Source organism: Algibacter sp. TI.3.09 (assembly GCF_038154905.1).
GTDB lineage: Bacteria > Bacteroidota > Bacteroidia > Flavobacteriales > Flavobacteriaceae > Algibacter.
Genome location: NZ_JBAKAN010000001.1, coordinates 856,529 through 882,093 on the forward strand (window position 1 = coordinate 856,529; position 25,565 = coordinate 882,093).

At 32.4% G+C, this 25,565-nt stretch carries 20 protein-coding genes; 6 read left to right on the forward strand and 14 right to left on the reverse strand.

All coding sequences use genetic code 11. The annotated features are described in order from the left end of the window. Positions 1–32 precede the first annotated feature (32 nt). The 4 genes from V6246_RS03315 to V6246_RS03330 form a co-directional block, all read right to left on the reverse strand. The gene (locus V6246_RS03315) at positions 33–1,058 is read right to left on the reverse strand and encodes a hypothetical protein (RefSeq protein WP_341558942.1); all 1,026 of its coding nucleotides are present in this window, start codon (positions 1,056–1,058) and stop codon (positions 33–35) included. A gap of 10 nt (positions 1,059–1,068) precedes the next feature. Next, positions 1,069–1,977 carry an SH3 domain-containing protein gene (locus V6246_RS03320; RefSeq protein ID WP_341558943.1) on the reverse strand — a complete coding sequence of 303 codons (909 nt, stop codon included), beginning with the start codon at positions 1,975–1,977 and terminating at the stop codon, positions 1,069–1,071. Positions 1,978–2,001: 24 nt separating this feature from the next. After that, a complete protein-coding gene (locus tag V6246_RS03325) occupies positions 2,002–2,577 on the reverse strand; it encodes a hypothetical protein (RefSeq protein WP_341558944.1) in 576 nt (191 codons plus the stop codon). Between the two features lie 495 nt (positions 2,578–3,072). Continuing rightward, the gene (locus tag V6246_RS03330; protein WP_341558945.1) at positions 3,073–5,226 is read right to left on the reverse strand and encodes a VIT and vWA domain-containing protein; all 2,154 of its coding nucleotides are present in this window, start codon (positions 5,224–5,226) and stop codon (positions 3,073–3,075) included. Positions 5,227–5,913: 687 nt separating this feature from the next. Here V6246_RS03330 and V6246_RS03335 point away from each other — a divergent pair. From V6246_RS03335 to V6246_RS03345, 3 genes are all read left to right on the forward strand, one after another. Beyond that, on the forward strand, positions 5,914–7,212 hold the full coding sequence (locus V6246_RS03335) for a hypothetical protein (RefSeq protein WP_341558946.1): 1,299 nt from the start codon (positions 5,914–5,916) through the stop codon (positions 7,210–7,212). A gap of 531 nt (positions 7,213–7,743) precedes the next feature. Next, a complete protein-coding gene (locus tag V6246_RS03340) occupies positions 7,744–8,604 on the forward strand; it encodes an outer membrane beta-barrel protein (protein ID WP_341558947.1) in 861 nt (286 codons plus the stop codon). 239 nt (positions 8,605–8,843) lie between these two features. Then, positions 8,844–9,773: a pyridoxamine 5'-phosphate oxidase family protein gene (locus tag V6246_RS03345; RefSeq protein ID WP_341558948.1), complete on the forward strand. Its 930-nt coding sequence runs from the start codon at positions 8,844–8,846 to the stop codon at positions 9,771–9,773. Between the two features lie 17 nt (positions 9,774–9,790). Here V6246_RS03345 and V6246_RS03350 read toward each other — a convergent pair whose 3' ends face one another. Both V6246_RS03350 and V6246_RS03355 read right to left on the reverse strand, forming a co-directional pair. Continuing rightward, the gene (locus V6246_RS03350) at positions 9,791–10,663 is read right to left on the reverse strand and encodes an RNA polymerase sigma factor (protein ID WP_341558949.1); all 873 of its coding nucleotides are present in this window, start codon (positions 10,661–10,663) and stop codon (positions 9,791–9,793) included. Positions 10,664–10,740: 77 nt separating this feature from the next. After that, positions 10,741–11,490 carry an SDR family oxidoreductase gene (locus tag V6246_RS03355; RefSeq protein WP_341558950.1) on the reverse strand — a complete coding sequence of 250 codons (750 nt, stop codon included), beginning with the start codon at positions 11,488–11,490 and terminating at the stop codon, positions 10,741–10,743. Between the two features lie 401 nt (positions 11,491–11,891). Between V6246_RS03355 and V6246_RS03360 the strand changes: the two genes are divergently transcribed. Together V6246_RS03360 and V6246_RS03365 are read left to right on the forward strand one after the other, a co-directional pair. Beyond that, positions 11,892–12,308 carry a DUF6789 family protein gene (locus tag V6246_RS03360; RefSeq protein WP_341558951.1) on the forward strand — a complete coding sequence of 139 codons (417 nt, stop codon included), beginning with the start codon at positions 11,892–11,894 and terminating at the stop codon, positions 12,306–12,308. Positions 12,309–12,394: 86 nt separating this feature from the next. After that, positions 12,395–14,140 carry a thiamine pyrophosphate-dependent enzyme gene (locus V6246_RS03365; RefSeq protein WP_341558952.1) on the forward strand — a complete coding sequence of 582 codons (1,746 nt, stop codon included), beginning with the start codon at positions 12,395–12,397 and terminating at the stop codon, positions 14,138–14,140. 127 nt (positions 14,141–14,267) lie between these two features. Here the strand turns inward: V6246_RS03365 and V6246_RS03370 are convergent, their stop codons facing one another. The 5 genes from V6246_RS03370 to V6246_RS03390 all read right to left on the reverse strand — a co-directional run bounded on the left by V6246_RS03370 (position 14,268) and on the right by V6246_RS03390 (position 23,022). Further along, the gene (locus tag V6246_RS03370) at positions 14,268–15,935 is read right to left on the reverse strand and encodes an NHL domain-containing protein (protein WP_341558953.1); all 1,668 of its coding nucleotides are present in this window, start codon (positions 15,933–15,935) and stop codon (positions 14,268–14,270) included. Between the two features lie 292 nt (positions 15,936–16,227). After that, a complete protein-coding gene (locus V6246_RS03375) occupies positions 16,228–17,547 on the reverse strand; it encodes a GAF domain-containing sensor histidine kinase (protein WP_341558954.1) in 1,320 nt (439 codons plus the stop codon). 281 nt (positions 17,548–17,828) lie between these two features. Further along, on the reverse strand, positions 17,829–19,070 hold the full coding sequence (locus tag V6246_RS03380; RefSeq protein ID WP_341558955.1) for a hypothetical protein: 1,242 nt from the start codon (positions 19,068–19,070) through the stop codon (positions 17,829–17,831). Continuing rightward, on the reverse strand, positions 19,054–21,780 hold the full coding sequence (locus V6246_RS03385) for a DUF2339 domain-containing protein (RefSeq protein ID WP_341558956.1): 2,727 nt from the start codon (positions 21,778–21,780) through the stop codon (positions 19,054–19,056). The genes V6246_RS03380 and V6246_RS03385 overlap by 17 nt, the downstream gene beginning before the upstream one ends. A 237-nt stretch (positions 21,781–22,017) precedes the next feature. Beyond that, positions 22,018–23,022 carry an LLM class flavin-dependent oxidoreductase gene (locus V6246_RS03390; RefSeq protein WP_341558957.1) on the reverse strand — a complete coding sequence of 335 codons (1,005 nt, stop codon included), beginning with the start codon at positions 23,020–23,022 and terminating at the stop codon, positions 22,018–22,020. Between the two features lie 126 nt (positions 23,023–23,148). Between V6246_RS03390 and V6246_RS03395 the strand changes: the two genes are divergently transcribed. Continuing rightward, positions 23,149–23,586 carry a TlpA family protein disulfide reductase gene (locus V6246_RS03395; RefSeq protein ID WP_341558958.1) on the forward strand — a complete coding sequence of 146 codons (438 nt, stop codon included), beginning with the start codon at positions 23,149–23,151 and terminating at the stop codon, positions 23,584–23,586. 20 nt (positions 23,587–23,606) lie between these two features. Here V6246_RS03395 and V6246_RS03400 read toward each other — a convergent pair whose 3' ends face one another. From V6246_RS03400 to V6246_RS03410, 3 genes are read right to left on the reverse strand one after another with little or no spacing between them, the layout of a single operon-like run. Then, complete coding sequence (locus tag V6246_RS03400; RefSeq protein WP_341558959.1) at positions 23,607–24,305, reverse strand: YARHG domain-containing protein; 699 nt, start codon at positions 24,303–24,305, stop codon at positions 23,607–23,609. A 1-nt stretch (position 24,306) separates the two neighbouring features. Next, positions 24,307–24,771: a nuclear transport factor 2 family protein gene (locus tag V6246_RS03405; protein ID WP_341558960.1), complete on the reverse strand. Its 465-nt coding sequence runs from the start codon at positions 24,769–24,771 to the stop codon at positions 24,307–24,309. 58 nt (positions 24,772–24,829) lie between these two features. Next, complete coding sequence (locus V6246_RS03410) at positions 24,830–25,516, reverse strand: GNAT family N-acetyltransferase (protein WP_341558961.1); 687 nt, start codon at positions 25,514–25,516, stop codon at positions 24,830–24,832. Between the last annotated feature and the right edge of the window lie 49 nt (positions 25,517–25,565).

The window sequence follows — 25,565 nt, forward strand, 5'->3', positions numbered from 1 at the left end:
TTTTTATCTAATTTTTAAGAGTGAATTGTATTTTATATTGTTTGGTATAAACTAGTATCGTTTATTGCTGTGTTTCTATATTCTGTTGCATCATCTTTCTGTAAAATGGGCTGTAACACACAAAGCACTGTTGTTTTTCCTTTAATAAGAAGTTTGTTGCCACGGATTTCACTTTTCCAACGGTATTTTTCTATAGGAATATTTAGGTTGTATAAAATAGTTGCCATTTCTGAAGACTCGGAAATCCAATCCATAATAGCATCTCTATCACTAAGCTTTGGAATTTCTGATTTATTATTAAAAGTAAACTCCCATTCTACAGGAATATTAAACTTGTAACTATAAATGCCACCTAAGCCTGTTTCTTTTCTTGTTTTTAATGCTGTAAACCAATCTATTTTAGTTTGTGGATAACTCGCTTTAAAATCTTTTGAAAGTGCTGCTGGACCTGGAGATTCGGCTGTTGGGTAATATCCGTAATAAGGTTTAGCTAAATAGTGTCCTGCATATTTACCTCCAAATACATTAAAATATGAAGACGCAATTATTTTTGGTGATTCTACTGTTGTAAAGACTTGTTTTAAAGCCTGTAAAAGTGCTTTATTTGCTCCTAAACCACAGGAATGAAAAACAATTTGCGTGGTATTATTAACACCCGATTTTAAAACGGGCATATTATTTTTGGATTCAGATAAGGTTTCTACCGTAATACGTTCGCCGTTTTTTGTTGTTTTTAAAGACATGCCTAACCAAGGATTACTATGGCTTACAATGTAAATTTTATCGTATGTTTTACTAGCAGTTTCATTAAGAAAGCTAATGATTTCTTCTATTGAAAATAAATGATCTACAACCTGTATATCTTGTGCTTCAAAATAGTGTTTTGCATTGGTGTAATAGGTATTATCACCTTCATCAAAGCCAGCAATAAAAACAATAGATTCTGTCTTTTCTGTAAATTCTATAGGCAAAGCAAGTGCCGTTTCCGGTGTTTGCGAAAACGGCTTCTTGCCGCCTAATATTAGAATTAAAAAGATTAATATTGAATATAGTTTCATTATTACTTTTTTAGAAATTATTAGGGTTTAAATGCTCACTAGCTACTAAATCTTCATTGCTTTTTGGCATATCTTCTATTTTAACCAATTTGTATCCGTTCCATTTGTATTCACTAATAATTAGTTTTTTATCTTCTTTGGCGTTATCATTATTAGCTATCGTTTTATGATCGGTAATAAAGGTTTCTAAAACCAATCTGCTTTTTACACCTTCCATATCCGATGGGAAAACAAAGGATTCTGTTTTACTGTACGATGTATCGCAGTGATCTATTAAACTGGCTACGTTTGTAAATTTCCCATTGTTCCAAAAAATGTACATTTTGCCTTTAGTTTCATTTCCTTCGGCTGCTGGAATATCAAGAGCGATAATATCTTCAACATTAAACAACCCTTTGTTTCCAATGTTTTTCATATTCAAAGCTTTAGACTGATGTCCGTTGAAAACAATTTTATCTATTTGAACCCCGTTTTTAAAAGCTCGTAATTGGTGTTTTTGTTCAATTTCACCTGCTTCATTTACGGTAGCACTTTCAAAACCGTAAGCAAATTTAACGTTGTGGCTTGCTTCACTACCAAAGGTTTTTTGAGCTATTAAACCGCCCCAAACCCAACCAGAGTCGTTACCAATACTTACGCGATACCAGTTGCTTTTAATGCCATCTAAGGTATCTTCACGTTCACTTTTTTCTTGTATAATCATTTTGGTTCCAATAGGTAATAATGCTACTGCTTTCCCTTTTATTGATGGATTTTCACGTAAGTAAACGTGGTCTGCAAGTAAGTATTCATAAGTTACTTTGCTTACCGTGGTACTTGGTGTTGCTGTTGCGAAATTTACTTGTGGTTCTGTTTGGCCAAACATGGTTGACATTGCTGCTAGGCATAATCCTAGGATACTGTTTTTTACATTTTTCATTTTGAATAAATTTAAAGATTAATATTAATTATTGTCAATGCCTGAATAGGCTACTGATTCGTTGTCGTTAAAGTCATCATCATTCCACGCAAAACTTTGTAGAATTTTAAGATCTTTAATAGTGTGCTTTTCTGTAAAGCTGACCTCTGTTTTAAGTATTATGGCTTCTTTACCAAGTTTTTGTACTGGGAATATATATTGAACTTCTGTTGTTGTGTTCTCGCAAAATTCGTTTTCTATATATGGTAATGAAATAGACTCGTTAGTATCCGTTATCATGTAATAATGAGTTTCGGCATGGTAGCAACATGTGCTATAATTGATGTCTACTTTTATAATTTCATTAATGTTATCCAGGTTAGGATCTGTTAATAATGTAATAGTAACATCTTCAAAAAGATCAAGATCTAGAATGCTTAAAGTTGCTATTTTCATAGAAGCATCGTCTGTCGCTACAATATCGAACAGTGCTGTAGCATATTCTTGCTGCTTGGTGTCCATTCTATTTGCAACAGTATACTTGTTTGTTTTATTAAACTCTTGCGCATTTGTAAACTGAAAACTGATTACTGTGATTAAAAGAATAATTAGATTTTTCATGGTATATATATTAGGTTGTTATGTTTCTATACCTCAAAATTAAGGGAGAACTAAGGGTTTATTTGGTCGCTTCTAGTATCCGTTAGCTATAAACTAGAATTCGTTGTTATTTGATGGTTTATACTTATTTGGATTACCATTTCCCTCAAGTTTATCTATGCCAACAAAAAGAAAACCTGCAAAGTTTTTAAGCCTTACAGGTTCTTCTAATTTTTGAAATTATAGGGTGATAACTGTTTTATTCTCTATTCAGAATAACAACTTCAATTAAAAAAAATCAATCGTTAAACTATCATTCTACAAATTCCTCATATTGATATTCTAAATCAAGGTTACTATCCGCTTTTGTGTTTTGTTGTTTAAAATTATATACACTATCTCGGGTTTGCACTGATTCAGTATTTAAATAAAAATCAATGCAATGACATCTCACTAAAATCATATAAATATTTAACGCGATACATGATACAACTGCTATTTTTAAAACGTTTTTTATCATCTTTTTAAGGTTAAAGTTATACTTCTATTCACATTTAATATTTTTACAGATAAACCCGTAAATTCTTTAAAAACAGATGACGCATAAACCCAGGTACCATGGTCTAGAACTTCAATTTCTGTAATTTCACCTTCGGCATTAAATTTAATACGTAGGCTTTCATATTGTTTTAAGTATTTGGTTACTAAAGTTGTGTATAATGCTTTAAATTCCATCTTAATTTTTCTTTTATCGATTTTCAATAGGTTTTCATTCATTGTTATAGAAAAAGACTTCTTAAACATGGTTTTTTTAGAGACTTCTGCTTCTGCTCCAACAGCCGAATTACTTACGTTTTTAGGCATAGGAAGCGGTTGTTTTATAGTTTTTAATGTACCGTCTTCATTAACAATGGTTTCATCTACAGCTACAAAAGAGGTGTAATTGGTTACCAGGTTGTATTTTATTCCTAAGTCTATAACATCTTGCTTTACATCATCAGAAAACAACTTATTGTAATCGTCTAGTTCTTCTATTCGTTTTCTTGCCCATAAATAACGTAAGGCTTTGTTTTTAGAGCTTACATTACTTCGATATACCTGGAATTCTTGTTTAAATTTTTTCTTGCCCTGGTAGCCGGAAATTATAATACTTCCTTCTGCTTTACCATGGTATTTTCCATAAACAAGAACTGGTCTAGCTGCAAAAACATCAGGAATGCTACTTGGAGCCATATCATAGATTTCAAAACCTTTTGCTTTAAGTTTTACTTGTGTTAATAAAGGCGTTTCTATATAATTTTTAAAAGCTTTTGCTGTTTCTAAAGCTTCCGTTTTAGAGGTTGCTATAAAAGATTCGCTATTAGATACTTTTGCCATACCTTCTATTAAATACCGATTTACACTAGAGCCTATACCAAAAGTGAACACATTGGCTTGGTCTAAATTGTTTTTAATAAGCTCGAAAGCTTCTTTTTCTACACTCACATAGCCATCTGTTATTACAACCATAGAACGCGCACTGCTTGAGTCTTTTCTTGGTAATTTATAAGCTAATTTTAAAGCGTTGAGTAATTCTGTACCGCCTCCGCCTTGTCCTTCAGAAAGAAAAAGAATAGCAGCTTCTATATTTTTTTCATTGACTTCAACTGAATTTGTACTGAAAACAGTAGAGCTAGAAGCAAATAACTGAACGTTAAAAGTATCTGTAGCACTAAGATCGCAAAGTAAATTACGCATGAGTTCTTTTGAAACTTCTAAAGGATAACCATTCATAGACCCCGAAACATCAACAATAAAAAGGTATTCTCTCGATGGAATATCTTTGAAATTAATTTTGTTTGTTGGTTCCATTTGTAGCGCAAAGAAGTTCTCATCGCCATGTTCATATAACAATAAACCAGATTGTATACTATTGCCACGAAGATTGTAGTTTAAAATAAAATCTCTGTTCCCAGGGTTTTTATTACTTTTTGATAAAAATATTTCTGCTGTTTTTGGATCTGGATAATTAATATTTACTTGGTGGCTGCTGCTATTTATATTTTGGATAATCATGCCAGCGTTTAGTGTCACTTTAATATCATAATTAAAAGTACTTGCAGATCCTTTTGGGGTATATGGCGAATTAAAAGCAGCTTCTACATGTTCGCTTTCTCCTGTAAATCTTGGACCTACTATTGCTGGAGCTACAAATTGATAGGTTCCATTAATAGGAACTAATAATTCGGTGTAATAGATAGCAATAGTAATTTCATCACTAGGCATAATATTTCCCACATTCATTTGGAAAACATTAGGTCTGTGTTGGTCTAGTTTAGCTGCTCGCTTCCCTTGTTTTACAGCCGTTTCATATACTTTTTGAGCTTCTTGCTTTTCAAATATTTTGGCATTTATAATACGATTGCCAATCGTCATCTGCATTTTATGAACTGCGGCTTGAGTAGACAACGGAAAAACATATTTAGCTTCTATGGGCGATTCTCCTTTATTTTGATACACTTGCGTAAGCTTAACGTGCGCAATAGTTCCCGAAATTTCGACTTCTGTTTTAGATGATTTTAAAGGAATTACAGCGTCTTTGGTAAAAACCGCTAGATAAGGGCTATCGCTATTTTGAGCAAAGCCTAAAGAGATAGAACAAAAAAGTAAGAGTGTAACTAAGTATTTCATGGTTTTATTTTTTAGATTGTTGTTATTTATACATCAAATCTAAAAGAGAAGCCATGCTAATCTAAGTGGGTTTTAGAATTCGTTGGGGTTAATCTAGAATTCGTAACATCGTTATATATTAAAAAAATGATTAATCAAAGTTTTGATATTATATCCATAATAGAAGGTGATAAAAATGTAAATATTAAATAATTAAGAAAGTGATTTAATTGCTATGTAACAGAGCATAGTTGTTCTAATATTCTTATCTGCTTATTAAAGTAATCCTTCACTTATTATATAGCTATTAATAAATAGGTTAGTGTTATTTTATTTCAAGAAAAAAACACTATAACCCCCTTTTTTTTAAAATTTATTAAAGTATAACTTTTAATAAAACACATTTATTATGCTTTTTTTAATGACCGTTTATCTATTAAACTTTTTTTTACAACCGTTCAACTAATTTTAAAAGCAACTCTCAAGAATTTAAAATATTTTCGCACCAGTTAATAATAAATATAAAATAAAAATTGTGACTTATTAAATTTAAAGGTGTCTTATAAATAGAACAACTTTAAATATCTCTCTAATTATTACGCTTAAAAATTTTATCATTAGGCCCTCAAATCATGATAAAGTTGTTTTCTAGATTAATTCTGAATTTGGTATTAATCTTGATTATGTTGTAATGAATAAATAAAAACTATGAAAAACTTAACCCAAAAAACATTAATACTTATAACTATGTTATTCGTAAGCTGTATCTATGCGCAGCAAGAAAAAGGAATAATCGGTAATGATAACTGGCTTAGTTATTGGACAGATTTTAAACCTAAAACAAATGATTATGGTCAACCTAGTCAAATTTTAACTGGTAACATTACTGAAGATACTAAGTTAACTAAAAGAGAAATCTATTTATTAGTAGGAAATGTTTTTGTAACAGGAAACGCAACACTTACTATAGAACCAGGTACTATTATAATGGGAGATTCTAAATCTAATGGTTCTCTAATTATTAGTAAAGGATCAACTTTAATCGCTGAAGGTCTAGAAACAGATCCTATTGTTTTTACGTCAAGTAAAGATATTAAGAAAAGTGGTGATTGGGGTGGATTATTTATTCTTGGTGATGCTCCTATTAATCAAATGGGTGGTGTATCTAATGTAAAATATGGTTTTCAACAAGTATCCAATCAAAATGCTCTTTATGGAGGAGAAAATGCTAGAAGTAATTCAGGTGTTTTGAAATATGTAAGAATAGAGTACGCAGGAAAAAGAACTAAAGACAATGGTTATTTTAGCGGTATTACTATGGCTGGTGTTGGAAGCGAAACTGTTTTGGAAAACGTTATGGTGACTTACTGTAAAGGAAATTCTTTTAATGTTATTGGAGGAGTCGTTAATTTAGATAAAATGGTTTCTTATAGAAGTAATGGTAATGATTTTGATTTTAATTATGGTACTCAATGTAACATAACAAACTCATTAGCTATACGCTCTCCTTATGTTTCAGGTTCAGAAGAATCTAGATCTATGTCTATTTCATCTTATAACAGAAAAGAAGAAGTAGATTATTCAAAAAAATCCACATTGGTTACTGCTAAGAACATATCGATAATTAATTTAAGTAACGATTTAGCTTCAGCTATTGAAATAGGCTTAGTAAAAGAAGGTATCTATGTATCTAAAGATGCATCTTTAAATATGAGTAAAAGTGTTATTTCTGGATTTAACCCAGCCGTAATATTAGATAATGAAATTGAGTTATCTACTGAAAACTTGAATAAGCTAAAGTTTAGTGAAATGTATTTCAATAACAGTAATGGAAATATTTTTATAAAAGACAAACCTAACAATGAAGATTTAGAGAATTGGTACGGTAACAGCTTATTCTTTAATGTGTATTCTAAAGGTTCAGATTCTGAAACATTTATTGATTCTCAAGACGCAAAAAATCTTGATTTTAGATTAAAAATTGATGAAATTATAGCTTCAAATTAATATTGGGTTTATAATTTGAAGATTGGTTATCTTCTTAAATAAAAAAAGTGATATTTCTATTAATAGAAGTATCACTTTTTTTATATGCCAAATTTAGTAAAATTCTATACCTATTAAGGGTTCCCTCCTACTCAATCACATAAAAAACACTCAATTATTTATGTAGAATAAACTATAATTACCCAACAAAAGTATACTCTAGAATACTTTGTTAATAGGTTATCTTAGTTTTAAAGTTTTACATAGGTGTAATGGTATAAAGATATTTTAAATTACTCATTACTAAGCTATACTAATTCAGAGAAGAATGGTTAATAAAATTAACAGAATGAATTATCTATTCGGCTTGATAATCTTTATATTTAATACATCTAACTAATCTTATAAAAAAAGTATATTTGTCAGCGATTGTAAATTATGGCATCATTAGATAACTTCTAAGTATTTATATAAATAACTACTTTTTAGATTAATGTTAAAATCATAATCTTCAATCATTTTTTTGTGATTTTTTAATCTAAATTATACATTATGAAACATTCAATCATAGTACTTACAGCTGTTTTAATGAGCGGTTTGGCTTATGCCCAAGTTCAGGTTTCGGTGAGTACAGGTTACGCCTTTGCGAGTGCAGGTATGAAATTAGGAGAAACGGTAAACGTTTCGGAAACAGGAAACTCTTATGGGAGTTATGGCGAAGGAGCCAATGTGCAGATAAGAGGAACTTACTTTTTTAATGAGTCTTTTGGTGTCGATTTAAGTTTTGGGTATCTACAAGGTACAGACCAAACGGTATCGGAGGTTAATACGCCTAGTACCGATATAAATGCGGTGGCTAGAGCTCGTGCTTTTGGAGCATCGACGTCTGTGGTGTATAAATTTACAAATAACATTTACGGTCGTTTTGGAGCCTTATTAAAAGTAGGCGGAAAAACCGAAGCGGTGGTGTATAGAAAAGCGGTGTTTTCGGAAGCTGAAGCAGATGCTTTTGGTGTGCCAGAGGGATCGTATTCTGAAACGAACTACACTGAGGATTTCCACGGACATTTTCCGTTAGGTTTTGTTGGGGCTTTGGGTTATAAATTCGATTTAGATTCTAATTTCAGTTTGTTTGTAGAGGCCGAATATTACGGTATTAGTTTAAAGCGTAAAGACTCAGAACTTGCTGAGTTTAATACCAATATTGTACTGCCTGATGGAACGGTTGCTGTAGAGAGTTTTTACTCGCTAGATAACTTGCCTGATGGTACGGTTAGAAAAACAACGTATGTCGATAATTTATCGAATACCAATACCGATGATTCTAAAAAGCTATCTCAAAAGGTGCCATATTCTTCTTTCGGAATTAACTTTGGTATTACTTATAAGTTTAAAAAACGTGCCGATAAATAGTAGTCTGCATCTACCTAAACCATGGTTTTATTAGCTAAATATTGTTAATAGTAACTTTGTAAAAAAGGATATAGATTAATATAAAATTTATTTGAGGTTCAGGAGTTTCTTAACAGAAATAAATGAATCTTAAATAAATTTTTTGCTTTATAATATATTGGTGTTTTCTAGGAAAGTTTACTTGCTAAACCACGTCTAATCGATGGAGTTGTTTACATAACTATATATTGATAAAACATATGAGTGATATTTTCCATGACGGGCAATTAGCAGTGCAAAAAAAAGCAGGTGAAGAAAACATAGCTATAGCAAGAATACCGATGATAAAGGATTCGCTTCATCCAAGATCGATACCTTTTTTAGAATATCAGGTTCTTGCGTTTCCTGGTAGTGAAGATGAAAATGGTGATCTTTGGTTGTCTTTATTAGTTGGTGAAAGAGGTTTTATTAATATCCCTTCTGTAGAAGAAATTAAGTTCGATTTATCTAAACTAAAAAGTAATCGAGATGATATATTTTTTAAGAATATTGAAACTAGGCCAACCGTAGGTATATTATTTCATGAAGCTGCAAGACGCGCACGATATAGAGCTTGGGGTGTTGCTCGAACAGAAGGAAATGAACTTAGTATTGCTATAAAAATGGGCTACCCGAGTTGCCCGAAACACATACAACGCGAAGTTATTGAAGTACCCGAAAATGCAGCACTTCCTGTTTCTAATTATGAAAACGGAACGCTTTTAGGTGCATTAGAACTGGATGTGATAAGTAAGGCTCATACGTTTTTTATAGCAACACAAACCAAAAAAGGAGATATTGAATCGTCTCACCGAGGTGGCGACCCTGGGTTTATTGAAATTCTAGAGCATGGCGTATTGCGTGTGCCCGATTATTTAGGCAATAGTATGTTTAGTACTTTGGGTAATATTTATGAAAACCCGAAAGCGGCTTTGCTTTTTGTAGATCATAAAAAGGGTGAAACATTGCAACTTTCTGGTAAAGCAACATTACAATTTGAACAGAATTCTGATGATGATTTTTACAAGTCGGGAGAGACAGGACGATTTTGGACTTTTGAAACAAAAAAATGGATTAGAACAATAAACCATCATACGGTAGATACCGAGTTTATAGATTTTTCACCGTTTAATGTTGTAACCAAAAAATAAAGAAATGTATAGCCTGTTTAAAAATCTAAGATGGATTTAATTAAATTATTGTTTAATATATCGTCCACAATTTTTGAAGCTTGTATTGGTACTTGACTGGGATGACTTTGAAATACTTTTTTATTTAATTCATCTACTGTATTAGAGAACTTAGTGGCTTTGTTTTTAGAAAATTTACTGATTTTAGAAGTATATCTGGTGTTAAATTGCAAGTTTTCGGGATCTACGATTCCGGCAGCAACATAGCCTCTTGTTTTTTTAGAACACCTACACGGGTTGTTGGTATTTACCAATCCACATTTTTTATTCATCCAATTGTAGAGTTCTTTTCGGGTGCGCATTAATTTAATTCTGAAATTACCCGGCGTAATGCCTAAAATTTCTCCACCAAGGTTGTGGTCCAAATCAAACATTTCACCTAAAATATAAATCATGCGTTGTTCTTGAGACAAACAAAGTAACATGCCTGTAGTGCAATTAATTCTAATTTCTTCTATGGTATCTCTATATTCTTTTTGTTCCTGATCATTCAAATCAAAACTCGGAATATTATCAATGTCGTTAAAATAATTTTCAAAATTAACCACTTGTAACTTTCCGTTTTTCTTTTTATTATTTAGAAAATGATTGACTGTGATGCGGTATAACCACGTTCTAAATTTACTTTCTCCATTAAATTTAGCTAAAGCCGTAATAACTTTTATAAAAACTTCTTGTGTAATATCTTCGGCATCGGCAACATTACCAACCATTTTTAATGCCAAATTATAAACAAAAAGCTGATGACGAATAATAAGCGTTTGAAGTGCTTTTTTGTTTCCGTCTATCGACAAATCGACCAACTCAGTATCGTTATAATCGGTGTAATTATCAGAAAAAAAATCTGTCATAACAGTAAATTTAAATAAGCCTTATTCTAAAACATTTAAAATAAGGCTTATAATTGAAATTCTATATAGATATTGAATTAAATAGCGTTGATGCCACCATGTACCGGGATTTCTTCACCAATAATATATGAAGATTCATCTGATGCTAAAAACAATACTGCTTTTGCTACTTCTGATGGTTCTCCAAAACGTTTTAAAGCGGTTTGTGCTGTAATCCCTTCTGCTGCTCCAGAAAGCACATCGTCAGGTAAACCAATTTTACCCCAAAAAGGAGTTCCTATTGGCCCTGGGCTTACTGCATTTACACGTATACCTTGATCCGCAAGCTCTGCTGATGCAACACGTACAAGAGACCTTAAAGCGGCTTTACTTGCGCTTAATAAACTAGAGCCACCAAAACCAATTTGGTTTAACCATGAGGTTGTAATAACTACAGACGCTTTTGGGTTTAAATTTTTAATTGCTTTTTGTAATGTAAAATAAGAGCCTTTAAAATTTACATCCATCATATCATCAAAAAAGGCTTCGTCTGTATCTGCTACAGGTGCTAATTTTCCTTTTCCAACATTAATAAATAAAGTATCAATACCTCCAAACTTAGATTTGGTTTCTGCAAATAATCGATCTAAATCAGCATGATTAGTTACATCACCTTGCACACCATAGCTATTTACTCCTAATTGTTTTACTGCAGCATCTAAGGCCTCTTGCCCTCTACCGAAAAGCACTACTTTGGCCCCGTTATTTACAAATTCTTGCGCTGTAGCTAAACCAATACCACTTGTACCACCTGTAATAACTGCTGTTTTTCCTTCTAATTTTCCCATTATCTTTTTTGTTTTTTTAAATAAATTAAACATGATATTATTCTTTTCGTTATTACTTGGACAACAGAAAAATAGTGGTGTTACAAAAGTCTCAGAAATATTAATTTGTTTAAGAAAGATTAAAAGCTGTTTCAAATTCGTTTTTTCAAATTATATAGTCTAAAACCAATAAAGAAAACTCTGTTTTTTCTTAAGAAACTATCTGTTTCAAAAATTTCTACGGCAATAATCTATTTAAATGAGGTAATCGGCGACGCATTCTTCGGCTAACTTGCACCTTATAATCAATACTTTAATAAAAGAACTTGTTTGTTTTCGGTTTTAGCTTCACTCAAAACGCAGCATTCATTATTAAAATCACATTGAAGAAAGAATCATAAATTTTTAAAATTAGAATTACAATGAATAAAACTATTTCAAAATCAGTATTCGCAGGTATTATAGCAACCGCAGCCATGACAATTATTATGCTTATGGCTCCAAATATAGGAATGCCCGAAATGGCGCCATGGAAAATACTATCGAGCGCATTAATTGTTTCTGTGGTAGAAGGCTGGATTTTACACTTTGTAATGGGGATACTCTTAGCTTTTGGTTATAGCTATGTTTTTGCACCGAGTGTTAATATACAAAACACTTGGATAAAAGGTGTTGTATTTGGTATTGCTGCTGTAGTGGTTGCCCAAATTGGTATGAAATTAATGGGGATGGTTTTCGAAATGCCACCTATGGATGGCAGCATGCCTATGCGATTAATTGCCATGCTTATTGGCCATATTGTGTTTGGTATTGTAACCGTAAAAATAATAGGGAAATAACCCCAATTTGGAATTGTATAATAATCTGGTTTACGAATGCCAAAGTGGTATTGGTAAATAAAATATAAACTTAAAAATATTAAATTATGTCTAAAAATGTATCAGAACAATTACTTGATATTTTATTGAGTGTTGGCGTAAAGAAAGTATATGGAGTTACTGGCGATGCCCTTAACTTTTTTGTAAAAGCAATAGAACAGCGCGATGGCGTAGATTGGATAGGAATGAAACATGAAGGTAATGCATCTTTCGCTGCTTTTGGTCATAGCCAAACAACAAATAATTTAGCGGTTTGTGCCGGAACTGTTGGTCCTGGTGCGTTGCACTTAATTAACGGACTTTATAATGCAAAAAAAGAACGCACGCCTGTTATTGCTATTACCGGACAAATAAACCAAAAACAACAAGGGACGAGCTTTTTTCAGGAGGTAGATTTGAAAAAGGTTTTTGATGATGTTTGCGATTATCAGGCTATTATTGAAACGCCCGAACAAGCGCCTATGGTAATACAACGTGCCATTAAAATTGCTATGGCTAACAACTCGGTTTGTAGAATTGAATTAGCGGCTAATGTTGCTGAAATGAAAGCTGAAAACGATCAATTTATACACCCAATACTTAAATATAAATCGAATTTAGTTCCCGATGAAGCTGTGATTTTAGAAGCGGCACATTTAATAAATAATGCCAAAACAGTTGGTATTTTGGCTGGTGATGGTTGCCGTGAAAGTCGTGAGGCTGTAATTGCTTTATCTAAGCGACTAAACGCGCCTATTACCCACAGTTTGCGTGCTAGTGATGTTTTTGATCATGATACCGAAAATGTGGTGGGACTTACAGGCTTAATAGGAAATCCATCGGGTTACAATGCCGTGATGAAGTGTGATTTATTGTTGATGTTAGGAACAGATTTTCCGTATATCGATTTTCTTCCGCATGATACGAAAACCATTCAGGTTGATATTAGACAAGAAAATATAGGAAATAGAACAGCCGTTACTTTGGGTGTTTGGAGTGATATTTCATCGTTTTTAGAGCTGCTTAATCCGAAGATAAATCAAAAGGAAGATTCTCAATTTATGGATAAACTAAAAGAGAGTTTTAATAATTGGAGACAGAATATGAAGGAACAGGCCTCGCCTACTCGTGAAAACGAACCTTTGCACCCACAAATATTTGCCGATTTAGTAAATGAACATGCTTCTAGCGATGCTATTTTTACTGTGGAAACTGGAACTTCGGCTATTTGGGCAGCGCATCATATTTCGTTCAATAAACAGAGACGTTTAATTGGTTCTTTTAATCATGGATCTATGGCTGTTGGTTTGCCATCGGCTATTGGAGCGCAAATGGCAAATCCGGATAAAGAGATTTGGTGTTTAAGTGGCGATGGCGCTTTTAATATGGCGATGCAAGATTTTATTACGGCTGTTCGGTATGAGCTCCCTATAAAAGTATTGATTTTTAATAACTCCGAACTTAGTTTTGTAAAGTTAGAAATGGAACAAGTTGGTCTTGCTGCCAGTTTAGATGCTTTGCATGAAACGAATATGAATTTTGCTGAATATGCCAAACTCTGTGGTGGCGATGGTGTGCGCGTAGAACATGCCAAAGATATTGATGCGGCTATAATACAAGCAAAACATAGTAAAAAGCCATTTATAATTGATGCTGTAGTTAGTAGTGGCGCCTTGTCTTTACCGCCACATATAGGTGTTAAAGAAGCTATTGGTTTCGGAACGTCTAAGTTAAAAGAAGTCGGACAAGTAATTACTGGAGATAAAGATCAATGGCAAAACTTAAAAAAGGAATTGCAGTCTTATTTCGATTAAACTTTAAATAAAATAGATTAAACTGCTAAAAAGTGGTTGTCTGGCACAAGATATATTAAAAAGAAAAAACCTATTAAAACATTAGCTTTAATAGGTTTTTTAATATGAAATAAATTGAGGTTCTGTATTATTTTAAAACTCTAATTCTGTGATTATCATAATCTGCAATATAGATTGTACCGTCTGTAGTTACTAACATACCTGCAGGATTGTAAAATGTCGCTTGAGAAGCAACACCATCATCACTACCTGATGAACGTGTACCTGCAATAGTGGTTACTTCTGCATTTGGAGTTATTTTTCTAATGTTATGTTCCGATCTATCAGAAACTAATAAATTACCATCATTATCGATAGTAATTCCGTTTGGCACACCAAAACTGCTACTTGTTCCAACGCCATCGCTAGAACCAGAAACTCCATTACCAGCAAAAACAGTTACAACACCAGCTAAAGTTACTTTTCTAACTGTACGACCAAATTGATCGGTAACCATTAATTCGTTATTGTTACTTAACACAATGGCTCTTGGATCTTTAAATTGAGCGCTGCTACCTGTACCATTATTATAACCTTCGGTTCCTCCTGCTAGCGTACTCACTACACCTGCAGTTGTAATTTTTCTAATACTTTGGTTTTCTAAATCGGCTACATAAATGTTACCATCAGCATCTGTAGTTAAACCAGATGGCTTGTTGAATTTAGCAGCGGTACCCATACCATCTACAAAGCCAGAAGAGCCACCAGCAAAAGTTGTAACTACTCCGGCTAAACTTACTTTACGAATTCTGTTGTTCGAGCTATCTGCAACGTATAGAAAACCATCTACACCCATAATAATATCTGTTGGACGGAATAATTTAGCGTCGGTTCCTGTGCCATCTGCAAAACCATTAAAACCACCTACTAAAGTTGAAACTAAGCCAGCTGGTGTAATTTTTCTAACGGTGTGGTTTCCGTATTCGGTAACATAAATATTTCCAGCATCATCAGTAGCCATTCCTGTTGGTCTGTTAAAAGTTGCTATAGAGATATCTCCATCTACGTACCCTTCAGTAGAACCTGCAAACGTACTCGCTGTTAAAGCTTCTATAACATCTATTAAACCAATTGTTATTTCTTGAGCAAAAATGATATCTGTGTTTTCTAAGGTTACTACAATAGTGGTTATTATTTCTGGTAAGGTTTCAAAATCTAACAAACTACTATCTACAACTCTAATTTCTCCCGTAGAAGGGTCGATTTCAATAGCACCATCTACGCTTACACTTTCCATACTAAAAACTAATGCCTCATTACTATCTGTTGTTGCAGTTACTACTGCGATAACTGTACCTGTAGCCGCGTTTTCTTCAATAGTAAAAGCTGAATCGGAAGTAATGACTAAGCTAGAATCTAAAACATCATTTATCGTGATGGTGAAATTAATATCTTCGGTTTCTGTATCTACTTTAGCTTCTATAACTCCAGTAATTTCAGTATTTGCTTCATAATCGAATGCCGTGTTATCTGCAATTAAAAGTTCGCCAGTAGTTGGGTTAATACTTACTGAGCCATCTGGTGTTTGAGATTTAATACTGAAAGTTATATCGCCTTCGTTTGCACTTGCTGTTACGGTACCTAAACTGGTTTCGTTTTCTTCGTTTTCGTCTATGGCTGTCGCGAAATCTTCAACTGTAATAACAATTTCAGTATCTGGAGTTTCTTCTTCTTTTTCTGTTTCATCTTTAGTACATCCAAAAAGGACGAATACTATAGATACTAATAGTAGGTTTGAAATTAAGTGTTTCTTCATGTCTTGGGGTTTGATAATTTAGTTAAAATCAATATTCATTTCATTATTTTTAATCGATTAAATACATTTATTAACGACTAAAAGCGACGAATATAAGACTAATTATAAGAAACTAGTTGAATTATTAGAAGATTTCAAAATTGGAGCAAGTTATGAACCCCATAAATTTGTAATAAACTTGCATTGCCTTATTGATTTATCTTCTTATTGAAAAAGATAAATTTGAAGTGTATGATTATTTAGAACCTTGGATGGATGTAATGTTTAAAATTCTAGTTATAAACTAATACGATTAACTTTTCGGAAGAGTAAAGAAAAACGTAGAACCAACTCCTTCTTCACTTTTTAACCAAATAGAACCATTATAATACGTGATAATCTTTTTAACAATAGAAAGTCCAATACCAGAAGAAGCTCCAGTGCTTTCTAGTTTAGTAAATACTTTAAATATTTTATCGAAATAATCTGCTTTAATACCCATACCATTATCCTTTACATAAAACTCGTAATGCTCTGGCTTTTCGGAATATCCAACATCAATAATGCCGTTATCTTTATCACTATACTTAATAGCATTTTGAATTAAGTTTTGAAAAACTTGCTTAAATCTCCAAGTATTTCCGAACAACGTTGGTAGATTTTCTTGAACTGTTATGGTTGTATCGCTTGGCGTTAAAACGGTTTGAAGAACATCGTCGATCATTTCATTGAAATCAACATGTTTATCTTCAGATTCTAAACGATCTACGGTAGAGTAATCTAAAATACCCTTAATTAAAAAGTCCATTTTTTCCACATTAAACAAAGCTTGTTCTAGTGGTTTCATATCCTCTTTTGATACTTTATCTTTATGGTCGTACATAAACCAACCTACCAAAGTATGTATATTTATTAATGGCGCTTTTAAATCGTGAGATACTACGTGGGCGTATTCATTTAGCTCTACATTTTGTTGTGATAAGCTTTTTAGTAACTCTTCTTTTTTCTTTTCTTGTTCTTTTATTTGGTCTTCATTTTCTTTTCGCTGCTTAACATTTACCAACATGTTTGCAAAAACAAAAAGAATTTCCTTTTCCTTATCGTTGTATTTATTAATCTTTTTAACGGAGTCGAAACCAATAAAACCAATTAACTCATTGTTCTTAATTTTAGGAATAGTAATTAAACTTTTTATACCTTGAGGTTCTAAAATGGCTTTTAAACCAAACTCACCATCGTCGGGTAATAAACTCACATCTTCAACAAAGAAAGCCTCTCCTTTTTTATGAGCCTCTAACCAATGTGTAATATGATCTATGGGTATATTTTGTAGATGCTCTATTTCTGGCTCAATACCTTCTGCACACCATTCATAGGTGTTGGAGGTTGTATTGTTTACAAAATCGTAGGAGAATATGTAGCTTCTATCCGATTCTACAAACTCGCAAATTTGTTTAAGTGATTTTTCTAGAAGTTTATCAATATCCGATAAATCTGAATTGATATATGTTGTAGAAATATTAATTAATAAGTCTTGAAAACGCAGTTGACGTTCTATGATTTTATCTTTTTCTTCTTGGCTGAAACTTGTTTCTGAAATTGATTTCGCTTGGTCCTGGTGATCTGCTTTCATTCGACTTATTAAGATTTAAAATAAAATGTAGTCTTTTATACTTGACTAAGATAATATTTAGATTCTTCTTATTAAAATATAAGTATCAGTGATATGAAATAAAATACTACGTCACTATGCTAAATGCTCTAAAATGCAAAATATAGCAAGCGTTTAGCTTGAATAATTGAATATTGCTATTTGTATTTCTAAACTTATTCTGAAAGTATTGAGCAAAAAAAAAGTAAACCCATAGAATTTTCATTCCACAAATTTACTTTTTTAAAAGAAACGGATTCTAATTATACTTGTTTCTTATTTAAATCTTTTATTAAGTTAGAAGCATAGATGCCAATAAATAATCCTGCTACACCAATACAGCACCACATAAACCAAGGTTGTTGCCAAAAAGACGTTTGTGTTACAGCTTCTTTAGCAGGCTCTATAGTCTTTATTGATGTTATAGTTGCTAACGGTAAAGTCTTTTTTAAGGTATTTACAACTTCCGAAATATCATAATCTGGAAAATTAAGTGCTTTGTTTCCGGCTGTAACTTTATATGTAGTTTGAGGCTTTAAAGCAGCAACCATATACATAGGTTTTTGCATAAACTCAATGCTACTAATTTGAAGTTTAGGATTGTCCTTATTTTCAATTTCTAAATATAATTCACCTTCAACCATTGGCGGAATATCGAAAACAAGATCTTTATCTGAACGTAATGAAAACGAGCTAATAACTTTTCTATATGTTTCGATGTTGCGTTTTTCTTCACGAGACCTTAAAGCATACAACGTGGCATCACGACTATAAAGTGCTGGCCCTGTAATATTCAGTTTCATTTGATGGATCACTTCTGGTCTTTCAAACGTAATATGCACTTGTGTTTTTTTGTTTTCTTCTGAAAAAGAAATTGTTTTTACAGGAATATCATCCATTTTTATTGGAGATATAGTTTCTTTCTCAGCACTCACCTTTCCTATTTTTAAAAGGTTTATTGGTAACGAATGTTTATCATTGAAAACCACTTTTAAATAACGATAAGCCCCTAAAGGAAAATTAATAACCTTATAAACTTGAGTGTCTTCAGGATGACTTAAATTATCCAATTGTCCATTATTAACAATACCAAACCATTTTGTTTTATTGTTACTTCCTTCTAGTTTGTAACTTTTAGAACCTTGATAATTTGCAATTAAAAATACTGCTTGTTTGATAGATTTATCTGGATTTTCAAATATATACGTAGAGCTACTATCGGTTTCTTGTGATGTTGAAACCATTGCAAATTCTGTAAAATCTGAAACTTGAGTTGTTTTAAAAGCCGTTACCGATTTTAAAAAATAAGGCACTTGATTCCCTTTAGCGTCTAAAATTCTAAGATCACGTAAATTGGCTGTAGCATGCGTGCGAAAATTATAAGGCACAGGAATGTGGTGCAATCCAGCTTCTGTTACAGGCTTTATTTCTCCTTCTACGGTGTGTTTTTGACCAAAAGCCATAGTGACACATAACATAAAAAGTAGTTTAATCGATGTTTTCATTTTCTGTTGTTTTCTCATCATCAATAACCAAAACTTTAATTTTTTGATATATGAATGAAATAATTAAAATAAGAATTCCTAATAGTATAAACGCGATAATTTTTCCGGTTTCAGATACGTTACTAATGTCATAAGCAAAAAGCTTAACAATGGTAAGTCCTAAAAGTGTTAGCGCAATAATTCGTAAAGGTTTTAATTGTTTTTTAATACCCCAAAGTAATAATACAAACGCTAAAACACCCCATAATACGGGAAGTCCTGTTTTTATTATTTTATTTTGGCCAGTTGAAAATATAGCATATTTATTAACTTGTGGGTCTTGCATTGCAGAAAAGTCCATAAGGTGAAGTCCTTGTAAAATCACTTCGTTACTTGCTAAAAGTACTAAAGCAAATACGGCAATCCAAATGGTGAATTTTCCATTGAAAATGGTAAACACTTTTTGTGTTTTATTACTGTTGTAAACCAAATACCAGAAATACATAATAAAAACTAAACCAACAAAATGCATGTTATAAGATATCCTGTAAGTATCGCCATAAAGTATATATTCTTCAATTTCTTGCATTGGTAATGTTGCCATACCAAAAGTAAATATGACTATATTAAAAATAGCTAAAACATTAATTATTTTATCATTAACAGTTGTTCTGTTTCGGTATAAAACAAAGCATAATACAGCTGTAAATAAAAAGTGATATTGTAAACATATTGATAATAAGGCGTTAAACAAATAGTGCTGATCTGCTTGATAGACCACTTCCGTCATTCCAACAAAGTAAGCCATAACTACGGCAACAATTCGGGTAAGTTTTTTATAAATAACCGGATTGAAAACTAAACCAAATTTTTCTAGTTTCTCAGTCTCTTTACGTAATAATAAGTGCACCGCAACAAGGGATAAAACCACTAAAAGCCCAGCAATAAATACAGGATTAAGCACGATACTAAAATCTTCTGCATTAGTGTAAACTTCCCAGTCCATTGCCAAACTACCTATCATTAATGCTTGTACTATAACAGATGCAAAACGGTAACTTTTAATTTGAGATTTTTGAGCCAACCACATTAACATAACCGCTTCAATTGCCCAGAACATGGTAATGTTGTTTCCTGAAAATTGAATAGGAATTGCTAAAGTTATAAAGGTTAAACTTAAACCTATTAATAGATAAATTCCTTTTTTGTCTAAACCGAATTTTTTGAATAATAATAGCGAATAGCCCATGTTCATTATAGCTAAAAAGGCTGTAAATAATCCTCTTAACTCTGGTTTGTATTGAGATAAAATAAACATACCAATACCGTAAAACACAAAGTTGTTACTTGCTAACATCCCCAATTGAATACCACTAAAACTACCTTTATTTCGTAGGTTGTTTATAGTCGTCATTATTAAGAATATTAAGTAGAAAATGAAACCAAAAACTAAACCACCAAAATAATGTGGCTCTAAGCTCAGTGAATCTTTAGTGACCCAACCAGCAAATAGTAATATGGTAAATATGAAGGCTAGAATGTGTAAAAGGTTCCATTTTTTAAAATAGGCCAATGTTAATATACCAATATCTAAAATAGCGATATAAGTAAACAATACAACATAATTTCCGCTACCTGTACTAATCATGAACGGGACGGCAAAACCGCCAATAAGTGATAATACAGCCAATTCCATTCTATTGTATGATAATGAAATGAGACAACTAAAAGCGGTTATCACAACCATAATAGCAAACGCAACTTCTTGTCCAAACAATTTATATTCATGGAACGCAATGCCAATAGTGAAGTAGAAAATAGCAATGGCACCTGCAACAAGCACAGAACTAAATGGTGCGTACTTTTTGCGTAATTTATGTGCAATAAAGAGCACTAAACTACCAGCAAGAATACCAATACCAACACGAGCAGGTTCGTTAATCCAATCTTTATCTATGGCGAATTTTACAAAATAACTAATACCTAAAACTAGAATTAAAATACCAATTTTATTAATTAAGTTTTCGCCAATAAACTTTTCTAAATCTGGATTTTTCTGTTTAAAACGATCCCAAAGTGGCAGAGCAGGCTCGTTTTCTTCCTTTTGAATAGGAGCGGCAGATGCCACATAAGTAGTATCTTGATTTTCGAAAGTGGTTTCAGTGTCGGCATTTTCAAAAGTTTCAACGGCTTCATGATCTATAATTTCGTTGTTGTAAAACTTGTAATCATTTAACAACGTATTAATAAACTCAAAATCACTAGCTTCCTTAACCTCATTGATGTCAAGGACATCAACCATTTTATTTCTTAATCTATGTAACGTTTCAGAGTCTTGAGACACTTTTGCAGTAGCTAAAATATTCTTTATAATATCAACATCTTTCGTGTTCAATTTAGTAACACTGGCATAAGTTGGTGAGTATTCTTCTTCCGTTGCATTTTCAACAACTTCAGGGAATTCTACAGGCGTTTCAATTGGTGGAATAACAGTTTCAGGAACATCCTCCTCAACATATTCTTCTTTAGCATATTGCTCAAAAGCATTATCATGAATAGGTTCTTCTTGAGTCGAATGCTCAAAACGCTCTCTTGATAATAGCTTTTGAATTCCGCTTAATTTATCCCTTAAATCATTTATATCTCCCTTTAACCGTTCTCTTTCTCTACTATATTTAGTATTCTGAAAGATTAATAAAAGTATAATTATAACTGAAAGAGTATATTCCATAGGGGTTGGATGTATTAAGTGCTACAAATAATAGTACGCAATGTAATACTTATCTTTAAGATTATATATTTTAGATAAAAAGAAGAATAAAATATATAGATTTAATATGCAAAAAGCGTCTTTTAACGAAAATGTGATCTAAAACATAGATTCATATTTTAATTAAAAGACGCTTCGCTCCTATTTTGCTTTATAACGTGCTTATTCCAAAAGTTGAAAACACATTAATTTTCAGTTTTAATTCAATTCCTTCATAATTTCAGAAAACAACTCATAAGATCGTATTCTATCTTGCACATCATAAATATTAGTAACAGCAATAATTTCATCTGCTTGAGTTTGTTCCATAAAGGTTTTAACTTGAGCTTTTACAGTAGCTTTACTTCCTACAAAAGAATACTTCAACATTTGATGAACCTGCGGATTTTTAATAATCTCCTCTAAATCTGGCGTCATATCTGTTGGTGGTTGTACAAAGTCTCGTTTTCCGGTAAAGATCCCGACAATCATACGAATTAATGATGTGAATAAGCGTTGTGCTTCTTCATCGGTATCTGCAATTATAATATTGACACCCGCCATAACGTAAGGTTTTTCTAAATCTATAGAAGGTTTAAACTCCTTACGATAAATGTCTATGGCATTCCATAAATGTGTAGTTGCAAAATGACTCGCAAAAGCATAAGGCAATCCGTTTTTAGCAGCCAAATGTGCGCTATCTGTGCTAGAACCCAAAATATAAATAGGCACTTCTACCCCTTCGGCAACTGTGGCTCTCACTTTAGACGTCGCATTTTCTTTGGAGAAATAAGTCTGTATTTTGTCTAATTCGTGTGGGAAAGCATGTGCGGCATCCATAAAATCCGAACGAATGGCTTGCGCGGTCTCTCTATCGGTTCCAGGTGCTCTACCTAAACCTAAGTCAATACGGTTTGGGTATAAAGATCCCAAGGTTCCAAATTGTTCAGCTATAATTAAAGGAGAATGGTTTGGTAACATTACACCTCCAGAACCCACTTTAATCGTGTTGGTACCTTGAGCGACATAGCCTATTAAAACCGATGTGGCACTACTACCAATATTGTGTGCGTTATGGTGTTCTGCCAACCAATAGCGAGTATATCCAAAGGTTTCGGCATGTTGCGCTAAACTTAAAGCGTCGTTGTATGTTTGTTTAAGTGTATGCCCTTGAGAAACCAATGCAAGATCTAAAATGGAATACTTTGTATGTTGTGTTTTCATGTGCTAATAATCTATTGAAGTAGGTGTTCTTTGAGGAAAATTCTATTAAACAAAAGTACTTCTTTAAATAAAAAACTTATCCTAAGAAATTCCTAAATTTGTGAAACCTTAATCTAGAGTTTAAAGATGAATATAGAAATAGAAAGCATACATGTTTTAGACCTAGATGGTGTGGCCACAGACCTAATGGAGCTGTATAAAAACAAGGTTTTACTAATCATTATTTATAACAATGATTGTTTGGGTTGCACGGGTCGTGCTATACCTTTGGCTTATAAGTTTCAACAGAAATACCCATCGATTCAGGTTGCTGGTATACATGCCGATTTTGTAAATAGAGAAGGCACAAAAGCGTCTATTAAAAGTATATTTACAAGTGGTGAAAATCCATTTCCTATTTATATAGATAAGCATCATCAGGTTTACGATCAATTCAAATCTGAAGGCACACCACAATGGTTGCTTATTTCGGAAAAAGGCGAACTGTTTCGTTCTATTTTTGGATCGCAAGATAATGCCAAGAATCGCTTATTCTATGCTTTAGAAAGTCTTTGTGAAGATTGAAATTATTGAGGCATTCGTTATTACTCGATGCTTCTAATTAAACCAATATTATAACGTTCTAAATCGCTTAAAAAATCATTTACATTTTTGTGTTCTGGTCTGTACCAATCTTGATTTCTAAAGTAAAGATCCATTTTCCCGTTCTTAATAAAAATATAGCCATAACGTGCATATATTTCATTTCTCATAATCTGCAAGTCGTCAGGATGCATAGCATGTAATTCAGCAGGTTGTAATTTTTTATATGAAGCTTCTATGTATTTCCCGTAATAGGAATCTTTTAAAATTAATTCGGATTTTGTTCCTATTTCAAACTTACTATCTTCAATCCAACTAGACCAAGGATTATCAATTTTTAAACTTTTATAAAGCGCTCCGTTTTCAGTTTTATAATGAACAAATTGCCCAGTATGCTGATCGCTAGAAAACTTGCCTGTTTTATCAATTTTAATATTTGTGAGATTGATGTAGTTACTTTTCCATTGGTTTGTATCATCTACCCAAGAGCCATTTTCTACTTGGCCAATTATGAAGCCTCCAGAAAAAAATAAATTTAAATTCGATTCCATTTCGCTTTCACCAAAATGATATGTGCCTTGATACTCCATTTCAAATTTAGGAACCCAAGGCATTAAATCAGATTCAGAAATCTCTTGTCCGCCCCAATATTGTGCAAAAACAGAGTTAGAAATTAGTAGTACAATTATTAAGAGTCTCATATTATTTGTTCATAAACGCAGCTAACCTTTTGTTAGTGGTTTGTTGAATTTTGGTTTTCATATAAGGCGTCCAACCTAATAAATATCCCGGAGCTCCCATGGCTTGTTTGGTCCACTTCCATAAATCAAAAGTATCAAAATGTTCTATAATTTTACCGTCTTTAAATTTAAAGGCAGCACTAACTTTATTAATAACTTTTCTTTTTTTCTCTCCGTAAAAATATTCTGCAACCCAATTTGCTTTTCCGGTTTCAGCATTAGCTTCTATATTGTTAAAGCTGATTTTAGTATCTCCTTTCTTTTGTGAAAGCAACATTTCCCACATTTTAAAAGCGCTTTTACCTTCTAACCTTCCGAATACAGCATCTTGGAATACAACATCTTTGTGATAACATTCTAGCATGCCTTCAAAATTTCCATTAGAAAATGATGTGTAAAACTTCTCTATTATTTCCTTGTTCTCCATTTTAATATCCATTTTTCAAATTGTATTCAAGCTATTATTTTCAAACAATCGTTTCAACTTATTTCTTATGAAACAACCACCAGTTCATATCACGAGTTAACTCAAATCCTAATTTTTGATAAAGCGGAATCGCTAAGTTACCTTTATTTGTGTGTAAAATAGGTTGCTTATTTACTTTCAAAATTTCTTTTGTGTTGTGCGCTATAAGTTGTTTTGCTAATCCTTTTCTTGTATAATTGGGGTGTGTAACCACAGCACTAACTTCTATAAAAAGATCGGTTTGCATGCGCTGACCAGCTATTGCTACTAATTTACCATCTTTAATGATACCGTAATAATTACCCATTTCAAAGGTTCGCTTTTTATAATAACCAGGCATAACTAACCAAACTAGATTGTAAATTTCTTCAATATAGCTATCGTCAAGCAATACAATATCTTCTGTTATTTCAACGTCTGATAGTTGATTTAATACCATTTGACAGCCGTTGATTTTTCTATCTAAGACCACGTTTTTTTCGTCTATTATAGGTGTTTGGTTTTCTGAAACAAAGAAGAATGAATCTGATTTTTTCACATATTCACTTGAAGCTTCTGCCGTCTTTGTTTCATCGAAAAAAGCTCCAAACGGACAAACCTCATGGTGATAAAATTGTACACCATCGGAAACCACAGCAAATCTTTTATGCGTTTCTTTTAATGAATGCCAAACTGGATTTTTTAATTGATCTTCTAAATTTATCATTAGAAATACTTAAATTAATTGTTCAACGGAATTGTAGTTCCAACAAACC